This window comes from Streptomyces hawaiiensis, assembly GCF_004803895.1.
Lineage (GTDB): Bacteria > Actinomycetota > Actinomycetes > Streptomycetales > Streptomycetaceae > Streptomyces > Streptomyces hawaiiensis.
Map to the genome: position 1 here is coordinate 4,274,009 of NZ_CP021978.1, position 16,232 is coordinate 4,290,240.

Below are 16,232 nucleotides of genomic sequence, written 5' to 3' on the forward strand. Positions count from 1 at the left end.
ACCGACTTTCGTCAGGCGCCCTGTTGTGCCGATGTGGTGACGCTGTGGCGTGCCTGTGAGTGCGGTTGCCTGCTCATTTCGGGCTGCGGCTGCGCCGGGAGTGCGGGCAGGCGCACCGTGAACACGGTCCGCCCGGGCACGCTGTCGACGGTCACGGCACCGCCGTGCGCGGTCGCTACGGCCTGCACGATGGCCAGGCCGAGGCCGGTCGAGCCGTGGGCGCGGGTACGCGCGCAGTCGCCGCGCGCGAACCGTTCGAAGACGTGCGGCAGCAACTCGGCCGGGATGCCCTGCCCGTCGTCCTCGACGTCCACGCACAGCCAGGGTCCGCGCCGCTGGACGCGGGCGGTGACGGTCGTTCCGGGGGGCGTGTGGCTGCGGGCGTTGCCGAGCAGGTTGACGAGCACCTGTTGCAGCCGGGCCGCGTCCGCCGACACGAGCGCGGGCTCGTCGGGCAGGTCGAGGCGCCAGTTGTGGTCCTGGCCGGCCGCCCGGGCGTCGCTGATGGTGTCCACGACGAGCGGGACGAGGTCGGTCTGCCCGAACTGGAGCGGCCGTCCCGCGTCGAGCCGGGCGAGCAGCAGCAGATCCTCCACGAGGAGGGTCATCCGGCCGGCCTCGGACTCGATCCGGCCGAGCGCGTGCCGGGTGTCGGGCCCGACCTGCTCTCTGCCGCGCCGGGTGAGCTCGGCGTAGCCGCGGATGGAGGCGAGGGGGGTGCGCAGCTCGTGACTGGCGTCGGCGACGAACTGCCGTACCCGGGTCTCGCTCTGCTGCCGGGCGTGCAGCGCGCCGTGGACATGGTCGAGCATCCGGTTGAGCGCGGCTCCGACCTGCCCGACCTCGGTGTGCGGATCGGTCTCGGAGTCGGGAACGCGTTCGCTGAGGTTCACCTCGCCGGTGTGCAGGGGCAGTTCGGAGACCCGGGTGGCGGTGGTGGCTACGCGGCGGAGGGGGCGGGTGGCTACGCCGACCAGTACGGACCCGGCCAGCCCTGCGGCGGCCAGTCCGGCTGCGGTGACACTGATCTCGACCAGGATGAGGGTGTTGATGGTGTTGGTGACGTCCGTGGTCGGGATGGCGACGTAGTAGCTGCCCTTGTCACCTGACTTGTACTCGACCTGGTACTCGCCGAGGCCCGGGAGGTCGACGGTCTGGACCGTTCCGTTGACCTGTGGAACGGAGGCGAGCGCGCCGATCTGGGCGGAGGTGAGCGACTTCGCGGTCATCTGGAAGTTGTCCTCGGACTTCTCGCCGCGTGCGGAGTCCGTGATCTGCCCGCCCTCGATCTCGGCCGCGACCGTCTCGCTCGGCTGCGGGCCCATGGTCACGAACTCGGTGAGGCTGATCTGCTTCTTCTGCGCGGGTGCGTCGGCCCTGTCTCTGCCGGGCACCTTCGGAGGGCTCAGCGCGGCCCGGGACGCGACCTCGTCGAGCTGCCCGTTCAACTGCTCGTACAGATGCGACCTGAGGGCAAGCGTCGTCACCGTCCCGATCACCGCACACACCACGGCGATCAGCACCACGGACGCGACGACGAGCCGCGTCCGCAGCGTGCGCGGCTTGCCTGCCCGCTGCCCGCCTGTCCGCTGCTGCGTACTCGGCCGTCGTCGTCCGCTCATGACGCCGCGGGCTTGATCAGATACCCGGCGCCACGCCGCGTGTGGATCATCGGCTCGCGCCCGGCGTCGATCTTCCGCCGCAGATAGGAGATGTACAGCTCGACGACGTTGGCCTGACCGCCGAAGTCGTACGACCACACCCGGTCGAGGATCTGCGCCTTGCTGAGCACGCGCCGCGGATTGCGCATCAGGAACCGCAGCAGCTCGAACTCGGTCGCCGTCAGATGGATGTTGTCCCCGGCCCGGGTCACCTCGTGGCTGTCCTCGTCGAGGGTGAGGTCGCCGACGACCAGCGTGGAGTCCGAGCGCCGGTCGGCGGCACCGGAGCGGCGTATCAGCCCGCGCAGCCGCGCGACGACCTCCTCCAGGCTGAACGGCTTGGTGACGTAGTCGTCACCGCCCGCCGTCAGCCCGGCGATCCGGTCCTCGAGGGCGTCCTTCGCGGTGAGGAAGAGCACCGGCACGTCCGGCAGTTCCCGGCGCAGCCGCCCGAGCACGGCCAGCCCGTCCATGTCGGGCAGCATCATGTCGAGGATGACGGCGTCGGGCCGGAAGTCCCGCGCGGTCTGGATCGCGCCCGTGCCGTCACCGGCACTGCGGATCTGCCATCCCTCATAGCGCAGGGCCATGGACAACAGCTCGGTGATCGACAGCTCGTCGTCCACCACCAGCACGCGGACGGGGCTCCCGTCCGGCCTCAGCAGTTCGGTGCGCCCCTGGGGCGAGGTCATGGTCATGTGAACACGATGTCGAGGACCTCTGAGAGCACGCTTTCGGCAACCTGTGATTTCTCTGAGAAACACACAGGCGCCTCTCAGGAAACCCCTGGGAAGGCGGGACGGCTCAGAACAACCCGTCCTGCACGCCTGTCGGCTCCTTGAACTGCCGTACAGGCACGGTCAGTTCGCCTCCCTTGGCGGGCGCCAGCCCCCACCCGGTCATCAACCGCGTGTCCAGCACCACGACCCCGTCCCCGGTGGACAGATGCAGATCCGGCCCGGCGGCCGCCACCAGCTCCCCGCTGACCACACCCCCGGCGACGAGCTCGCCGACGTCCCCGACGGCGACGGGCAGCCCCGCGAGCCCGAACGCCCCCACGTGATCGACGATCTCCAGCGGCTCCCGCGCCAGCGACTCCGGCCACATGGGGAGCGCGACCGCCCGTTCGTGCAGCTCGGCGACCTCACGCGCCCGGTCGGCGGCGGCCTCCGGCAGCGCGGCCCGCACCACCCGCTTCTCGGCGTACGGAATCCGGTCGGGCACCCGCAGGGCGGCCCGCAGCAGCTCCTCCGTACGCCGCGCGGCCATGAGCGGACCGACGCCGAGCCAGCTGAAACAGACGGCACCCTGCTCGAGCAGTCGCGCGGAGCCCCGCTCCTGCGCCGTGATCCCGACCTTGACCATGCCGGGTCCGAACCACGCCAGATAGACGTGGTACGGCCGGGGATCGTCAGCGATGGTGTCCGCCGCCACGGAGTGCGCCCGGTCCAGCCGCGCACACTCCTCGCACCGCGCCCCCGTACTGCGCCCCGGCACGACCGCACTGACGGGGCACGCATGCCCCCGAGCCCCCACACAGGTGCGCACAGCCCCTTCCGCGACCCCGAAGGCCACGCGTTTGCCCCAGGTCAGCGCGCTGCGCCGCCCGCCGTCCCAGACCAGCACGGGACCATCCGCCGACCACCGCAGCCCCGCGCACTTCCATGCCTGTGCCATCCCTGCCGAGAGTAGGGGGCACCACTGACAGCGCGGGGCGGCCTGCGGGGGAGAGCCTGCGGGGGCCGGCCGACGAGGAACATCCTCACCGCCCGGCGTCGGCCCCCACGGCGGCGACGATCTCCGGCTCGCTCTCACGCTGCGCCGGCATGACCGGCTCCACCGCACGCGCGCCACGCCGCCGCCCCCGCCCGGCCAGCCGGCACCCCAGGCACTCCTCGTGCCCGCCCGGCGCCGCCGAGTCCCGCACCCGCCACCCCCACTCCGCCCGGGGCCGCACGCCCGGCCCCTTCCCCCACCCGGAGAGATGCAGAGCCCAGGTGACGAGCAGACTCAAGACCCCGATCGCCACCCCGCCGGCGATCAGCACACCGGAGACGGTGCAGACCCCCAGCCCCGCCACACCGGCCCCGACGGTGGCGATGCCGAATCCGACCCACCCCGCGACCGTGTGCCCGTGGTCATACTGATGTGCACTCACGTGCCACTCCCTCGCACCCGAGGGCTCCGCATCGCCGAACCCCTCACCTGCTAAGACTTTTACGGCCCAAACATCTCACGAACTAAGGGATCTGGGAATGCAAGCCAAGCCGCGCCCGGCCGCCACACCGGAGCAGGCGCTGTCGGCGATGGACCAGCTCATCGCGACTCACCTGGTCGGACAGCACGAGATCGCCCAACAGGTGGGCCTGAGTGTGACCGACCTCACCTGCTTCGCCTACGTCATCGAGGCCGGCGAGAACCTCCCCACGGCAGGCGACCTGGCGGCCCGCGTCCACGTCACCACCGGCGCGGTCACCGGCATCCTCAACCGCCTGGAGGGCGCCGGCTACATCACCCGCCGCCCCGACCCCACGGACCGTCGCCGCATCCGCGTAGCGGCCCAGCCCGACGCGGTCGCCCGCGTCCGGGAGGTCTACGAGCCGTACTACGCCCGCCTCACGCACCTCTTCGCGGACTACTCCCCGGACGAGATCGCGGTCCTGCACGACTGGTTCACCCGCGCGAGCACGCTGGCAGCGACCTACCTGGAAGAGCACTGCCGACCCGACTGAGCACATCCGGCACGGAGCAGAACGACGACCGCACCCCGTTGCCGGAGTTGCGCGTGATCACCGAGGGTCCGCGACTGCGCCCAGGACAGCCACGACCTGATCTCGACCACGAAGTACGACACGCCCATCGAGCCGGGAAACATGACCCGCATATTCGCCCTGCGGGCTCGTCGCGCCGGACTCCGGGTCATCCCGCTCCGGAATACCCGGCACACGTGCAGCTCGCTCCTGGTGGCGTTGAAGGTGCACCCGAAGGTGGCGCAGCGCATCCTCCGGCACTCGCAGATCGCCATGACGATGGAGGTCAACGCCGAAGCGAGTGAGGAGGTGTGCGCCGCGATCGGCCAGCTGTCCGACGCCATGGGCGGTACCGGCTGACACGGTTGCTGTACTTCACTTCTGCACGGCACGACAAAGCCCCCTCCGGGATGATCCCGAGGGGGCTTTGACCTGTGTGCACTCGGCAGGATTCGAACCTGCAACCTTCTGATCCGTAGTCAGATGCTCTATCCGTTAAGCTACGAGTGCTTGTTCTGTTTTTTCGCCGCTCTCGGGCCTTCCGGCTCGCTCGCGGCGACAGGAAGAACATTACATGACTGCCGCCGCCATGTGAAATCCGTTAGCCGCACCCCTTGTGAGCTGCACAAACGGCACTTTCGGCTGCCCTGCCGGAGCGCAACGACAGCGAAGCCCCGGTCGGGTGACCGGGGCTTCGTGATCGAGTGCGGAGGCGGAGGGATTTGAACCCTCGATGGGATTGAAGTCCCAAACCGCATTAGCAGTGCGGCGCCATAGACCGGACTAGGCGACGCCTCCAGCATCACTCCCGCGCGAGCGCGAGCGGTGCGTGCCGATGATGACACAGTCGAGCGTGCTGTCACCAATCGACCCCCACGGTACTAGGCGGGGAGGGCGCGGAGCAAAGGCCTTGTCAGGGCCGTGTGGGCCCCGCTCGCGTGGCCGCGCGCAACATCCGGGGCCGCGTCGCGTTAGTCAGGCATGTTGCGTGCCAATCCCCGGGCCACCGCCCGCCCCGTCCTGCGGCGCCTCCTCCTCGGTGCCGCCGCCTCCGTCGCCGCCGCAGGGTCGCTGACCGCGGTGCCCCCGGCCGCGTATGCCCAGGCCGATGGGACCGGCCTGCTGTTCCCGCTCAGGCCCGGCGACGGCCCGGACCGCGATCACCTCACCGTCACCGTGCGCAACGCCGGTGGCGGGGCCGACGGAACGTTCGAGCTGTACTGCGGCCCCGACGGCGGCAGCCACCCCGATCCGCGCGGCGCCTGTGCCGCCCTGGAGCGGGACACGCGGTGGGGGCAGGACGTCTTCGCGCCCGCCCCGGAAGGCGGCTTCTGCACCATGCAGTACGGCGGCCCCGCCACCGCGCACGTCACCGGCACCTGGGCCGGACGGCCCGTCGACGCCACGTACGACCGCCGTGACGGCTGCCAGATCTCCCGCTGGGACCGGCTCGTGCCGCTCCTGCCGGGCGTGGGGGGCGAGCGGGGCGTCAAGGCCTGAGCCGGCCGTCGGGGCGTCGAACCTCCGGCCGGCGTCCCGCGTCCCACCACCCATTTGCGCCACTCTCCGTCCCCATCACGCCAGCCCGGCCGAAACGTACAGAAACGCCGTCCTCGTAAAGGTCCCGCGAAGGTCCCGCGATGTCGTCGCAGGAGGGCGGGCGTTTGCGGTTACTCGGTCGTCAGTTCGGGGTCACTTCCTCGTGCGACCTCGCTCTCATCCGGCGTCGCGAGCGCAACCGCAGCCCTTAGACTCCCTCGCGTGACACGCTGCGGGACGGTTGGCAAGATGGCCCGAGCGGTCGGCAAGGTGCGGTAACAGGGAGGAAGCGTCTCGTGAGCAGCAGGCCATCCCGAGGCGCTGCTCGCCTCGCAGCCATACTGGACGCGCTTCCCGACGCGTTGGTGCTGGTCAACGCCAACGGCACGGTCGTCAACGCCAACACCATCGCCCTGGAGGCCTTCGAGACTCCGGGGACCGCTCTGGTGGGGCGCGGGCTGCTCGATCTGCTGCCGCAGTTCGACTCCAAGCTCATCCCCGGCTCCATGCGGCGGCCGGAGCACCTCGATCCGCACGCCCGGACCAAGCCGACCCGGATGATCGCGCGCAGGACGGACGGAACAGAGTTCCCCGTCGAGGTCACCAGTGCGAATCTCGAGAACGGGCAGCAGGCCTACGACGGGTACGGGTACAGCGGTGACGAGCTGCTCATGCTCGTCGTGAGGGACCTGACCGGGACCGTCGACACCGAGGCCGAGCTCGCGCGTTCGCAACGGCAGACCGAGATGATTCTGCGGGCCGCCGCCGAGGGTGTCGTGGGGACCGACACCGACGGGCGGATCGTCCTCGTCAATCCGGCCGCCGCTCAGATACTGGGATTCCGGGCCAGCGATCTCGGCGGGCGCGAACTGCACGACCTCGTGCTGCACTCGCGCGCCGACGGCTCGCCCTTCCCGTACGAGGAGTCGCCGCTCGCCGACACCCTGCGCTCCGGGCGCAAGCACCGGGTGCGCGGGCAGGTGCTGTACGCCAAGGACGGCGGCAAGGTGCCGGTCGATCTGACGACCGCGCCCGTGCGCGACGGCGACCAGCTCGTCGGCGCCGTGCTGACCTTCACCGACCGGCGTCCGTACGACGCCGTCGTCGAGGAGAAGGAGGCGGCGGAGAAGCGCCACGCCGAGGAGCTGGAGCGGGTCGCCGAGGAGCATGCCTCCGAGCTCACCGCGTTGCGCCAGCGGCACGTCACCGAGGTGGAGGAGCTGACCGAGCGGCACGCCGAGGAACTCGCCGCGAACGAGGATCGGTACGCCGCGCTCGGGGAGCGGGAGAAGGACCGGTTCGAGGCGCTCGCCGCCCGGCACGAGCAGTTGCTGACCCTGCTCGGCCGGTCGCTGCGCGGGCCGCTGGAGGAGCTGCGCCGCGAGCTGGCCGCGCTGGCCGCCGACGACGCCGGGCAGCTGTGGCCCGAGGCCAACCAGGTGCTGCACCACCTGTCGGCCGGCTATTCGCGCATCACGACGCTGATCGACAACGTCCTCGGGTACCAGCGGCTCGACACCGGCAGTGAGAGCGTCTCCCGTACGAAGGTGATGCTGGACGCCGTCGTCGCCGCCGGGGTCGACGGGGCCGTCGAGCTGATCGGGCCCGGGCGGGTGCAGTTCGCCGTGCACGCGCCGCCCATCGAGGCCGAGGTCGATCCCCGGCTGCTGGCGACCGCCCTCGCGCATCTCGTCGCCGACGTGGCGGGGGTCGACGCGACCGGCAACACGCCCGTGTCGGCGGGCGGCTATCTGGACAACACCGTCGTGGTGGCTGCGGCGCAGCGCGGCGAGGTCGTACGCATCGAGGTGCGTGGGCCGTACGCCGGTGGCGACACCGTGCACGAGCCCATCGTGCGCGGGATCGTCCGGGCCCACGGCGGTGTGCTGCAGACGCATGACGTGCCGGGGATGAGTGGGAGCGCGTACGTCCTGGAGGTGCCGATCGGGGGCGGGGCCGGGGCTGTCGCCGCCCAGCCGGTGGACGAGTCCGCCGCGCTCGCTGTCGTCGACCCCACCGAGCAGATTTCCGGTGGGGGGCGGCGCCGGGCGCGGCGGGCCACCACCGATGCCTTCCTGGACGGGGAGGTTCCGGGTGGTGAGGGCGACGGGGCCGGTGGTCCCGGAGCCGACGGGGCCGTGCCCACCGGGCGGCGCAGGCGCCGGGCCGCGGGGGAGCAGGCCGCCCTTCCGGCGCAGGCGTCCGGTGAGGGCGGCGCGTCGGGCGGTACCGGGCGGCGGCGGCGTGCGGCCGAGAACGCCGGTGAGGGTGCGGGTGCCGTCGGCAGTGCGGTCCAGGGCGTCGCCGAGGGGGCCGTGATGACGGCCGCCGAGCATGCGGCGGGGGCCGCCGCCTCCAACACGGGGCTGGGCGGGACCGTGCCGCCGCAGGGTGTGCCCGCGCCCTCCGGGCAGCGGGCCAGGAGTGAAGCCGGTGAGCAGGCCGCGCTGCCGCCGGCGCTGCCCGCGCCGTCGTCCGGCGGTGCGGCCGCCGGTACGGCCGAGGAGGCTCAGGGGCAGGCTCAGCAGCCGAGCGGGCGGCGGCGGCGTGCGCTGGCCGCCGCCAACGAGCGGGCTGCCGCCGCGCAGGAGGCGGCCGGGCCGCGTCCGGTGTTCGCCCTGCCGCCGGCCGAGGCCGATCAGACACCGGCCCCGGCCCCGGCCCCGATCCCGGTCCCGGCACCGGCACCGGTTCACCAGGAGGCTCCGGCCGAGCAGGGGCAGCAGGTCGCCGGAGGCCCCGCGGGGACGCCGGGTGTGGTGCCCGCTCAGGGGCAGGTACCGGCTCAGGGGCAGGTACCGGTTCAAGGACAGGTACCGGTTCAAGGACAGATGCCCGTTCAAGGGCAGGGGGCCGTGGCGGTCCCCGGTGTGGCTGCCGCCGGTGACGGGGCGGTCGAGGAGGGGCGCCATGACGCCGTTCCGCACGACCAGTCCGCCGATCACACCCCGCCGCAGCCGCATCCGACCAGCGCGCCGACCGGCCGTCGGCGACGGGCCGTAGCTGCGCCGCAGCCGGCCGAGGGGGCCGGGACGCAGGTGCCTGGGAGTGCCGACCAGGTGGGTCCGGTGCCTGCGGGCCCGGTGCCTGCGAGTGCCCTGCCCGGGGATTCCGTGCCCGCGGGTGCCGTGCCCGCGGGTGCCGTGCCCGCGGGTGCCGTGCCCGCGGGTGCCGTGCCCGCGGGTGCCGCACCGGCAGGTGACACGCCGGCAGGTGACACGCCGGCAGGTGACACGCCGGCAGGTCCCGTACCTGCGGGTTCTGTACCGGCCGCTTCCGTACCCGCCGGTCCGGCTCAGGGTGTTCCCGCGCAGCAGGACGCCACCGGTCAGACCCCGCTGGGGCAGGCCGGGCCCGACCAGGGCGCTCCCGTCCAGGCCGGTGTCGCCGCTTCCCCCGTCGCGCCGGGTACGGCCGTGCCGCCGCAGGGGAACGTCCCCCACCTGAACGCTCCGCAGGGCACCCAGCCGCAGGGCGTCGCCGTACCGCCGCAGGGCGTGTCCGTCCCCGCTCAGGGCGGACTCGGGCAGAGTGTGCAGGCGGCCCTGCCGGGGCAGGTACTCCATCCCCCGGCCCCGGCCCAGCCCCTGCCGCGGCAGGGCGTCGCCTCAACGGGTCAGCACACGTCCGCCGGCCGGCCGCTCCCCGCGGAGGCCGCTCCCGGGCAGGGCACCCCGCCCCGGGGCACGCCCGGACAGCAACCTGGTGCCCAGCCCTGGCCCGCCGCCGACGCCACGTCGGGGGCCGGTGTGGCGCATCCCGCGCCCCCGAACGGCACGGCAACCCGGAGCCCGCAGAACACCCCCGCCCCGGGCACCCAGCCGCCGCCGGCAGGCACGCCGCGGGCGGCTCAGCCGCTGCCGGCGGAGACCGCGGCGCCCGTCGACCCGAACTCGACGCAGGGGCGGGCGATCAGCGTGCGGACGCTGGGCCAGGGCGTGCCGTTCAACCGGCAGGCGGCCCAGGTCCAGCAGCCGTCGGCCGTGCCCCTGTCGCCGTCCGCCCCGCAGCAGACGGCGACGCCTCCCCCGCACCAGCCGGGCGGATCGGGCCGGCGCCGCAAGCTCGGCACGCCGCCCGACCCGGCGACGCGTACGGACCAGGTGGCCCGCCCCGAGCAGGGGCAGCCGCGTCCGGCGGAGCAGGCGCCCCGCCCTGAGCAGGCCGCACGGCCGCATCCGACGGCCGAGCACACGCCGCCGCCGGTCGCCGCGCAGGTGCCCTCCTCGGCCGGCGCCCCCGTCCCGTCGCAGCCGTCCCTCGCCGGTCAGTCGCGCCTCGCGCAGATGACCGAGGGCGGCGGACGGTCGTACGCCATAGGCGCACCGGACGAGAACGCCGCAGAGGGGCCGGAGCCGCTGGACGGGCCGGGCGGGGCCGTCGAGGTGGCCGATCCGCCGCGGCCGCAGCCGATGGACGACGAGCTGCCGCCCGAGCCGCTGGACAACCCGCGGCGGCTGCTGGTGTGGCCGGCGCCGGACGTCAGCACGCAGCAGGCGCTGAGCGACCGCGGCTACCGGCCGGTGATCGTGAACTCGCGCGAGGAGGTCGACGCGCAGATCGCGGCCTTCCCCGCCGCGCTGTTCGTCGACCCGCTGACCGGGCCGATCACGCGTACGGCACTGCAGTCGCTGCGGCAGGCCGCCGTGGCCGCCGAGGTGCCCGTCCTCGTCACGGCCGGGCTCGGGCAGGCCTCGCGGGACGCGGCGTACGGCGCCGATCCTGCCGTGCTGCTGAAGGCGCTGGCGCCGCGCGACAGCGAGCAGCACCCGCCGCGGGTCCTGCTGATCGAGGAGCACGCGGAGATCGCGCTGGCGCTGACGGCGGCCCTGGAGCGGCGCGGCATGCAGGTCGCGCGGGCCGCCAGCGACGCGGACGCGGTGACGCTGGCGGGACAGTTCCGGCCGAACCTGGTCGTGATGGACCTGCTGCAGGTGCACCGGCGGCAGGAGGGGTTCGCCGGGATCGTCGACTGGCTGCGGGCGAACGGGCAGCTCAACCGCACCCCGCTCGTCGTCTACACCGCCGCCGTCGATCAGGCCGACCTGCCGCGGCTGGCCTCCGGAGAAACGGTGCTCTTCCTCGCGGAGCGGTCCACCAGCTCCGAGGTGCAGTCCAGGATCGTCGAGCTGCTCAGCCGGATCGGCACCAACTAGCCGGCTCCGAGGAGCAGTCCGGGGCCCCCGGCCGCAGCCAGGGGCCCCGGGGCTCGGCCGGTCAGCCGAGGGACGTGATGTCCAGCTCGCCCTGCGCGTACTGCCTGCGCAGTACCTTCTTGTCGAACTTTCCCACGCTCGTCTTCGGGACCGCCTCGATGACCGTCCACCGCTCGGGGAGCTGCCACTTGGCGATGTGGCCATCCTCGGCGAGGAAGGCGCGCAGGGTCTCGAAGGTGGCGGTGGAGCCGTCCTTGAGGACGACCGTGGCCAGGGGCCGCTCGCCCCACTTGTCGTCGGGGACGGCGACGACGGCCGCTTCGGCGACGTCCGGGTGGGACATCAGCGCGTTCTCCAGCTCCACCGACGAGATCCACTCGCCGCCGGACTTGATGACGTCCTTGGCCCGGTCGGTGAGGGTGAGGTAGCCGTCGGCGGAGATGGTGCCGACATCGCCCGTCTTGAGCCACCCGTCCTCGCTGAACTTGTCGGCGGGGCGCAGCGGCTCTGCGCCCGGGCCGTTGTAGTAGGCGCCCGCGATCCAGGGGCCGCGTACCTCCAGCTCGCCGGCGGACTCGCCGTCCCAGGGGAGGCGTTCGCCGCCGGGCCCGGTCAGGCGGGCCTCGACGCCGGCCGGGAAGCGGCCCTGGGTGAGGCGGTAGGCGAACTCCTCCTCCGTGCCGGCCACACCGGCCGGCGGGCGGGCGATCGTGCCCAGCGGGGACGTCTCCGTCATGCCCCAGGCGTGGCAGACCCGCATGCCCAGCTTGTCGAAGGCCTCCATCAGGGAGGGCGGGCAGGCCGAGCCGCCGATGGTGACCTGGCCGAGGGAGGAGACGTCACGGGGATGCGCGGTCAGCTCCGCGAGGAGGCCCTGCCAGATGGTGGGGACGGCGGCGGCGTGGGTCGGCCGCTCGCCCTCGATCATCGCGGCGAGCGGGGCCGGCTGGAGGAAGCGGTCCGGCATCAGCATGTTCACGCCGGTCATGAAGGTCGCGTGCGGCAATCCCCACGCGTTCACGTGGAATTGAGGCACTACGACCAGGGAGGTGTCCTGGTCGGTGAGGCCCATCGACTGGGCCATGTTGACCTGCATGGAGTGCAGGTAGATGGAGCGGTGGCTGTAGACCACGCCCTTGGGGTCGCCGGTGGTGCCGGAGGTGTAGCACATGGCGGCGGCCTGGCGTTCGTCCAGCTCGGGCCAGTCGTACGAGGTCGGCTTGCCGGCGATCAGGTCCTCGTACTCGTGGACGCGGACGCTCGCGTCGGCGAGAAGGGAGCGGTCTCCGGGGCCCGTGACCACCACGTGCTCGACCGGCTTCAGGTGCGGCAGCAGCGGGGCGAGCAGGGGGAGCAGCGAAGCGTTGGCGATGATCACACGGTCGGCGGCGTGGTTGACGATCCAGGCCAGCTGTTCGGGCGGGAGGCGGAGGTTCAGGGTGTGGAGGACCGCGCCCATGGACGGGATCGCGAAGTATGCCTCGACATGTTCCGCGTTGTTCCAGGCCAGGGTTGCCACGCGCTCGTCGCCGGTGACGCCGAGGTCGTCCCTCAGTGCGTGGGCCAGTTGGGCCGCGCGGGCGCCGATCTCCGCGAAGGAGCGGCGGTGCGGCTCGTCCTCACCGGTCCACGTGGTCACCTGCGATGTCCCGTGGATCGTCGACCCGTGGGTCAGAATCCTCGAGATCAGCAGCGGTACGTCCTGCATCGTGCTCAGCACGGCGTCCTCCCGGGGCGACATTGCCTACGCGGTGGTAAAGGTTGCGCTGATTCTGCGCACATACCGCGTGGTATGTCACTAGGACAGGGCGATCGATCACATCACGCCATGCCGGAGGAACAGCTCACAGCCGGGCGGCGCGGCGCCTCAACTACGGACAAGCCCCAGCTCAGCGTCCTCGCGGAGCTTGCCGAGCGCCCGGGAGACGGCCGACTTCACCGTGCCCACCGAGACGCCGAGCACCTCGGCCGTCTGGACCTCACTGAGGTCCTCGTAATACCTGAGGACTACCATCGCCCGCTGCCGGGCGGGCAGCCGCATGATCGCCCGCCACATCGCGTCGCGCAGTGCCTGTTGCTCGGCCGGGTCGTCGCCGCCGGACACCGGGTCCGGCTCGGGCAGCTCGTCGCAGGCGAACTCGTCAACCTTACGCTTGCGCCACTGGGAGGTCCGGGTGTTCAGCAGCGCCCGGCGGACATAGCCGTCGAGGGCCCGGTGGTCCTCGATGCGCTCCCAGGCGACGTACGTCTTGGTGAGGGCGGTCTGCAGCAGGTCCTCCGCGTCGCTCGGGTTGCCGGTGAGCGAGCGGGCGGTACGCAGCAGCACCGGCTGGCGGGCCCTGACGTACGAGGAGAAGGACGGGTACGGAAGGGTCTGCGCCGCTGGTCCGGCCGCCTTCGAAGCGCTCGTGCAGACGAGTGTGGTCATGGCTCAACGCTATGAGCGAGGGCACGGCGAGCGGATCGGCCGCAGGTCCCGAAGCGGTGTCCCCCTCAGGTTGTAGGGGTGGGGGTGACTGCACCTCCTGTAGGTGGAGCGGCGGGTCCGGGGTACTGCGGGTTCACCCCTGGGGGTCCGCTGTGAGTACGAGTCCCGACGTGGGCACGCCCGTCCCGGCCGTCACCAGGACCCGTTCCGCCCCGGGCACCCGGTTCACCGCCGTCCCCCTGATCTGGCGGACGGCCTCCGCCACTCCGTTCATGCCGTGCAGGTACGCCTCTCCCAGCTGCCCGCCGTGTGTGTTGAGAGGCAGGCGCTCCTCGGCCACGAAGTCCGCCGCCTCGCCGGGGCCGCAGAAGCCGAACTCCTCCAGCTGCATCAGCACGAACGGCGTGAAGTGGTCGTAGAGGATCCCCACGTCGATGTCGGCCGGCGCGAGCCCCGAGGCGCGCCACAGCTGCCGGGCCACGACCGCGCTCTCGGGCAGGCCGGTGAGGTCGTCGCGGTAGAAGCCGGTCATCTGCTCCTGGGCGCGTCCGGCGCCCTGGGCGGCCGCGGCGATCACGGCGGGCGGGTGGGGCAGGTCGCGGGCCCGTTCGACGGAGGTGACGACGAGGGCCTGGCCGCCGTCCGTCTCCTGGCAGCAGTCCAGCAGCCGCAGCGGCTCTACGATCCAGCGGGAGGCGGCGTGGTCGGCCAGGGTGATGGGCCGGCCGTGGAAGTACGCCGCCGGGTTGGTCGCCGCGTACTTCCGGTCGACGACCGCCACGTGCCCGAACGCCTCCGGGGTCAGCCCGTACGTGTGGAGGTAGCGCTGGGCCGCCATCGCCACCCACGAGGCCGGGGTGAGCAGGCCGAACGGCAGCGACCAGCCGAGGGCGGCGCCCTCCGCGGAGGGTTCCCGGTGCCGTACCCCGGAGCCGAAACGGCGGCCCGAGCGCTCGTTGAACGCCCGGTAGCAGACGACCACTTCCGCCACTCCCGCGGCGATCGCCAGGGTCGCCTGCTGGACGGTGGCGCAGGCCGCGCCGCCGCCGTAGTGGATGCGGGAGAAGAAGGAGAGCTCCCCGATGCCCGCCGCCTGGGCGACGGTGATCTCGGGGCTGGTGTCCATGGTGAAGGTGACCATCCCGTCGACGTCGGCCGGGGTCAGCCCCGCGTCCGCGAGGGCCGCCCGCACCGCCTCGACGGCGAGGCGCAGTTCGCTGCGGCCCGAGTCCTTGGAGAACTCGGTGGCCCCGATGCCGGCGATGGCCGCGCGCCCGCCGAGACCGTCCCGGCCTGTCGGGCTCATGCCGTGATCCTCACCGTCACCGTGCCCGTGACGTGCTTGCCGAGGCCGTTCGCGCCGACGACCCGGACGGTCGCCGTGTCGCCGTCGACCTCCTCGACCGTGCCCGTGAGCACCATCGTGTCGCCGGGGTGGTTGGGCGCGCCGAGCCGGATGGCGACCCGGCGCAGCTCCGCCCGCGGGCCGAAGTGGTCGGTGATGTAGCGGCCGACCAGGCCGTTGGTCGTCAGGATGTTCATGAAGATGTCGGGGGAGCCCTTCTGCCGGGCGAGCTCCGGGTCGTGGTGGACGTCCTGGTAGTCGCGGGACGCGATCGCCCCGGCGACGATCAGGGTGCGGGTGACGGGGATCCGAAGGGGCGGGAGGCGGTCGCCGGCGCGTGGCGTCTTCACGGCGTCACCCCCTGGAAGACGGGCAGCACCAGCTCCTCGTCGTAGCGCCGGAACTCCAGCCGCACCGGCATGCCGATCCGCACCTTGTCGTACGGCACCCCGACCACGTTGCTGACGATCCGCACGCCCTCGGCGAGCTCGATCAGACCGACCGCGTAGGGAGGCTCGAAGGCCGGGAAGGGCGGGTGGTGCAGGACGACGTAGGAGTAGACCGTGCCCTCGCCGCTCGCCTCGACGGTGTCCCAGTCCGGGGAGCCGCACCCGTTGCAGCCCGGCAGCCAGGGGAAACGCAGGGTGCCGCAGGCGGTGCAGCGCTGGATGAGGAGCTCGTGGCGGGTCACGCCCTCCCAGAAGCCGGCGTTGTCGCGGTTGACGACGGGGCGGGGGCGGCGTTCCGCCGGTCGTGATGGCCGGTGTGCGGGGGCGTACTTGAGGATGCGGAAGCGGTGGGTGCCGGCGAGTTCGCCGCCCGCGCGGATGTCCGTACGGGTCGTGACGAAGTAACCCGCTCCGAGCTTCGTGGTCTTGCGGTCGGACACGGACTCGATCACGGAGTCGAACGTGATCTCGTCGCCCGGGCGCAGCGGGCGCAGGTACTCCTGGTCGCAGTCGGTGGCGACGACCGCGTCATGGCCCGACTCGTCGAGCAGGGTGAGGAGTTCGTCGTACGCGGCGGTGCGTTCCGGACGGCGGGTGAGGCCGGCCATGGTCCACGCCTGGAGCATGGTGGGCGGGGCGATGGCGTCCGGTCCCGTGTACGCGGGGCTGGTGTCGCCCATGGCCTCGCACCAGTGCCTGATCATCGGCTCGTTGACGGGGTCGCGGCCGACTCCGGTGGCGGCGGCCGGCCGGCCCTCGTAGGCCTTCAGGCGCGCCTCGAACTCCTCCTGGACCTGCGGCTCACCACTCACGGTTTCTGACTGTCCGTCAGATCCAGTGTCCCGTCAAGGCCCCGTCGGGATCCCGCAGACGCGAAAACGCCTGCGCGGCGGTACCGGAGTAC

At 72.6% G+C, this 16,232-nt stretch carries 12 protein-coding genes, 2 tRNA genes and 1 pseudogene; 4 read left to right on the top strand and 11 right to left on the bottom strand.

The genetic code is table 11. The features are described from left to right. Nucleotides 1–11: 11 nt before the first annotated feature. The 4 genes from CEB94_RS19685 to CEB94_RS19700 form a co-directional block, all read right to left on the bottom strand. Nucleotides 12–1,622, bottom strand: a complete 1,611-nt coding sequence (locus CEB94_RS19685) for a sensor histidine kinase (RefSeq protein WP_175433478.1) — start codon at nucleotides 1,620–1,622, stop codon at nucleotides 12–14. Next, on the bottom strand, nucleotides 1,619–2,359 hold the full coding sequence (locus tag CEB94_RS19690) for a response regulator transcription factor (protein WP_246111849.1): 741 nt from the start codon (nucleotides 2,357–2,359) through the stop codon (nucleotides 1,619–1,621). Before CEB94_RS19690 ends, CEB94_RS19685 begins: the two co-directional genes overlap by 4 nt. Before the next feature lie 106 nt (nucleotides 2,360–2,465). After that, nucleotides 2,466–3,338, bottom strand: coding sequence for a DUF2797 domain-containing protein (locus CEB94_RS19695; protein ID WP_175433479.1), 873 nt, complete (start codon nucleotides 3,336–3,338; stop codon nucleotides 2,466–2,468). 85 nt (nucleotides 3,339–3,423) lie between these two features. After that, the gene (locus tag CEB94_RS19700) at nucleotides 3,424–3,819 is read right to left on the bottom strand and encodes an HGxxPAAW family protein (RefSeq protein ID WP_175433480.1); all 396 of its coding nucleotides are present in this window, start codon (nucleotides 3,817–3,819) and stop codon (nucleotides 3,424–3,426) included. 97 nt (nucleotides 3,820–3,916) lie between these two features. On the opposite strand from CEB94_RS19700, the gene CEB94_RS19705 reads away from it, so the two are divergent. Together CEB94_RS19705 and CEB94_RS19710 are read left to right on the top strand one after the other, a co-directional pair. Further along, nucleotides 3,917–4,393 carry a MarR family winged helix-turn-helix transcriptional regulator gene (locus CEB94_RS19705; protein WP_175433481.1) on the top strand — a complete coding sequence of 159 codons (477 nt, stop codon included), beginning with the start codon at nucleotides 3,917–3,919 and terminating at the stop codon, nucleotides 4,391–4,393. A gap of 78 nt (nucleotides 4,394–4,471) precedes the next feature. Continuing rightward, nucleotides 4,472–4,771, top strand: a pseudogene (locus CEB94_RS19710) (site-specific integrase); the annotation flags it as partial. A 77-nt stretch (nucleotides 4,772–4,848) separates the two neighbouring features. Here the strand turns inward: CEB94_RS19710 and CEB94_RS19715 are convergent. Together CEB94_RS19715 and CEB94_RS19720 are read right to left on the bottom strand one after the other, a co-directional pair. After that, nucleotides 4,849–4,921, bottom strand: a tRNA-Arg gene (locus CEB94_RS19715). A gap of 197 nt (nucleotides 4,922–5,118) precedes the next feature. Next, nucleotides 5,119–5,209, bottom strand: a tRNA-Ser gene (locus CEB94_RS19720). 183 nt (nucleotides 5,210–5,392) lie between these two features. Between CEB94_RS19720 and CEB94_RS19725 the strand changes: the two genes are divergently transcribed. Together CEB94_RS19725 and CEB94_RS19730 are read left to right on the top strand one after the other, a co-directional pair. After that, nucleotides 5,393–5,911 carry an SSI family serine proteinase inhibitor gene (locus CEB94_RS19725; protein WP_175433482.1) on the top strand — a complete coding sequence of 173 codons (519 nt, stop codon included), beginning with the start codon at nucleotides 5,393–5,395 and terminating at the stop codon, nucleotides 5,909–5,911. Nucleotides 5,912–6,315: 404 nt separating this feature from the next. Continuing rightward, nucleotides 6,316–11,106, top strand: coding sequence for a PAS domain-containing protein (locus tag CEB94_RS19730; RefSeq protein ID WP_425472549.1), 4,791 nt, complete (start codon nucleotides 6,316–6,318; stop codon nucleotides 11,104–11,106). A gap of 61 nt (nucleotides 11,107–11,167) precedes the next feature. Here the strand turns inward: CEB94_RS19730 and CEB94_RS19735 are convergent, their stop codons facing one another. From CEB94_RS19735 to CEB94_RS19755, 5 genes are all read right to left on the bottom strand, one after another. After that, nucleotides 11,168–12,847, bottom strand: a complete 1,680-nt coding sequence (locus CEB94_RS19735; RefSeq protein ID WP_175433483.1) for a long-chain fatty acid--CoA ligase — start codon at nucleotides 12,845–12,847, stop codon at nucleotides 11,168–11,170. A gap of 126 nt (nucleotides 12,848–12,973) precedes the next feature. Then, nucleotides 12,974–13,534 (bottom strand): SigE family RNA polymerase sigma factor, encoded by a 561-nt coding sequence (locus tag CEB94_RS19740; RefSeq protein WP_175433484.1) that lies wholly within the window; start codon nucleotides 13,532–13,534, stop codon nucleotides 12,974–12,976. Nucleotides 13,535–13,667: 133 nt separating this feature from the next. Further along, on the bottom strand, nucleotides 13,668–14,840 hold the full coding sequence (locus CEB94_RS19745; RefSeq protein WP_175433485.1) for a lipid-transfer protein: 1,173 nt from the start codon (nucleotides 14,838–14,840) through the stop codon (nucleotides 13,668–13,670). Next, entirely contained in the window at nucleotides 14,837–15,229 is a 393-nt protein-coding gene (locus CEB94_RS19750; RefSeq protein ID WP_175433486.1) for a MaoC family dehydratase, read from the bottom strand. The genes CEB94_RS19745 and CEB94_RS19750 overlap by 4 nt, the downstream gene beginning before the upstream one ends. Further along, a complete protein-coding gene (locus tag CEB94_RS19755; protein ID WP_175433487.1) occupies nucleotides 15,226–16,140 on the bottom strand; it encodes a bifunctional MaoC family dehydratase N-terminal/OB-fold nucleic acid binding domain-containing protein in 915 nt (304 codons plus the stop codon). The genes CEB94_RS19750 and CEB94_RS19755 overlap by 4 nt, the downstream gene beginning before the upstream one ends. Between the last annotated feature and the right edge of the window lie 92 nt (nucleotides 16,141–16,232).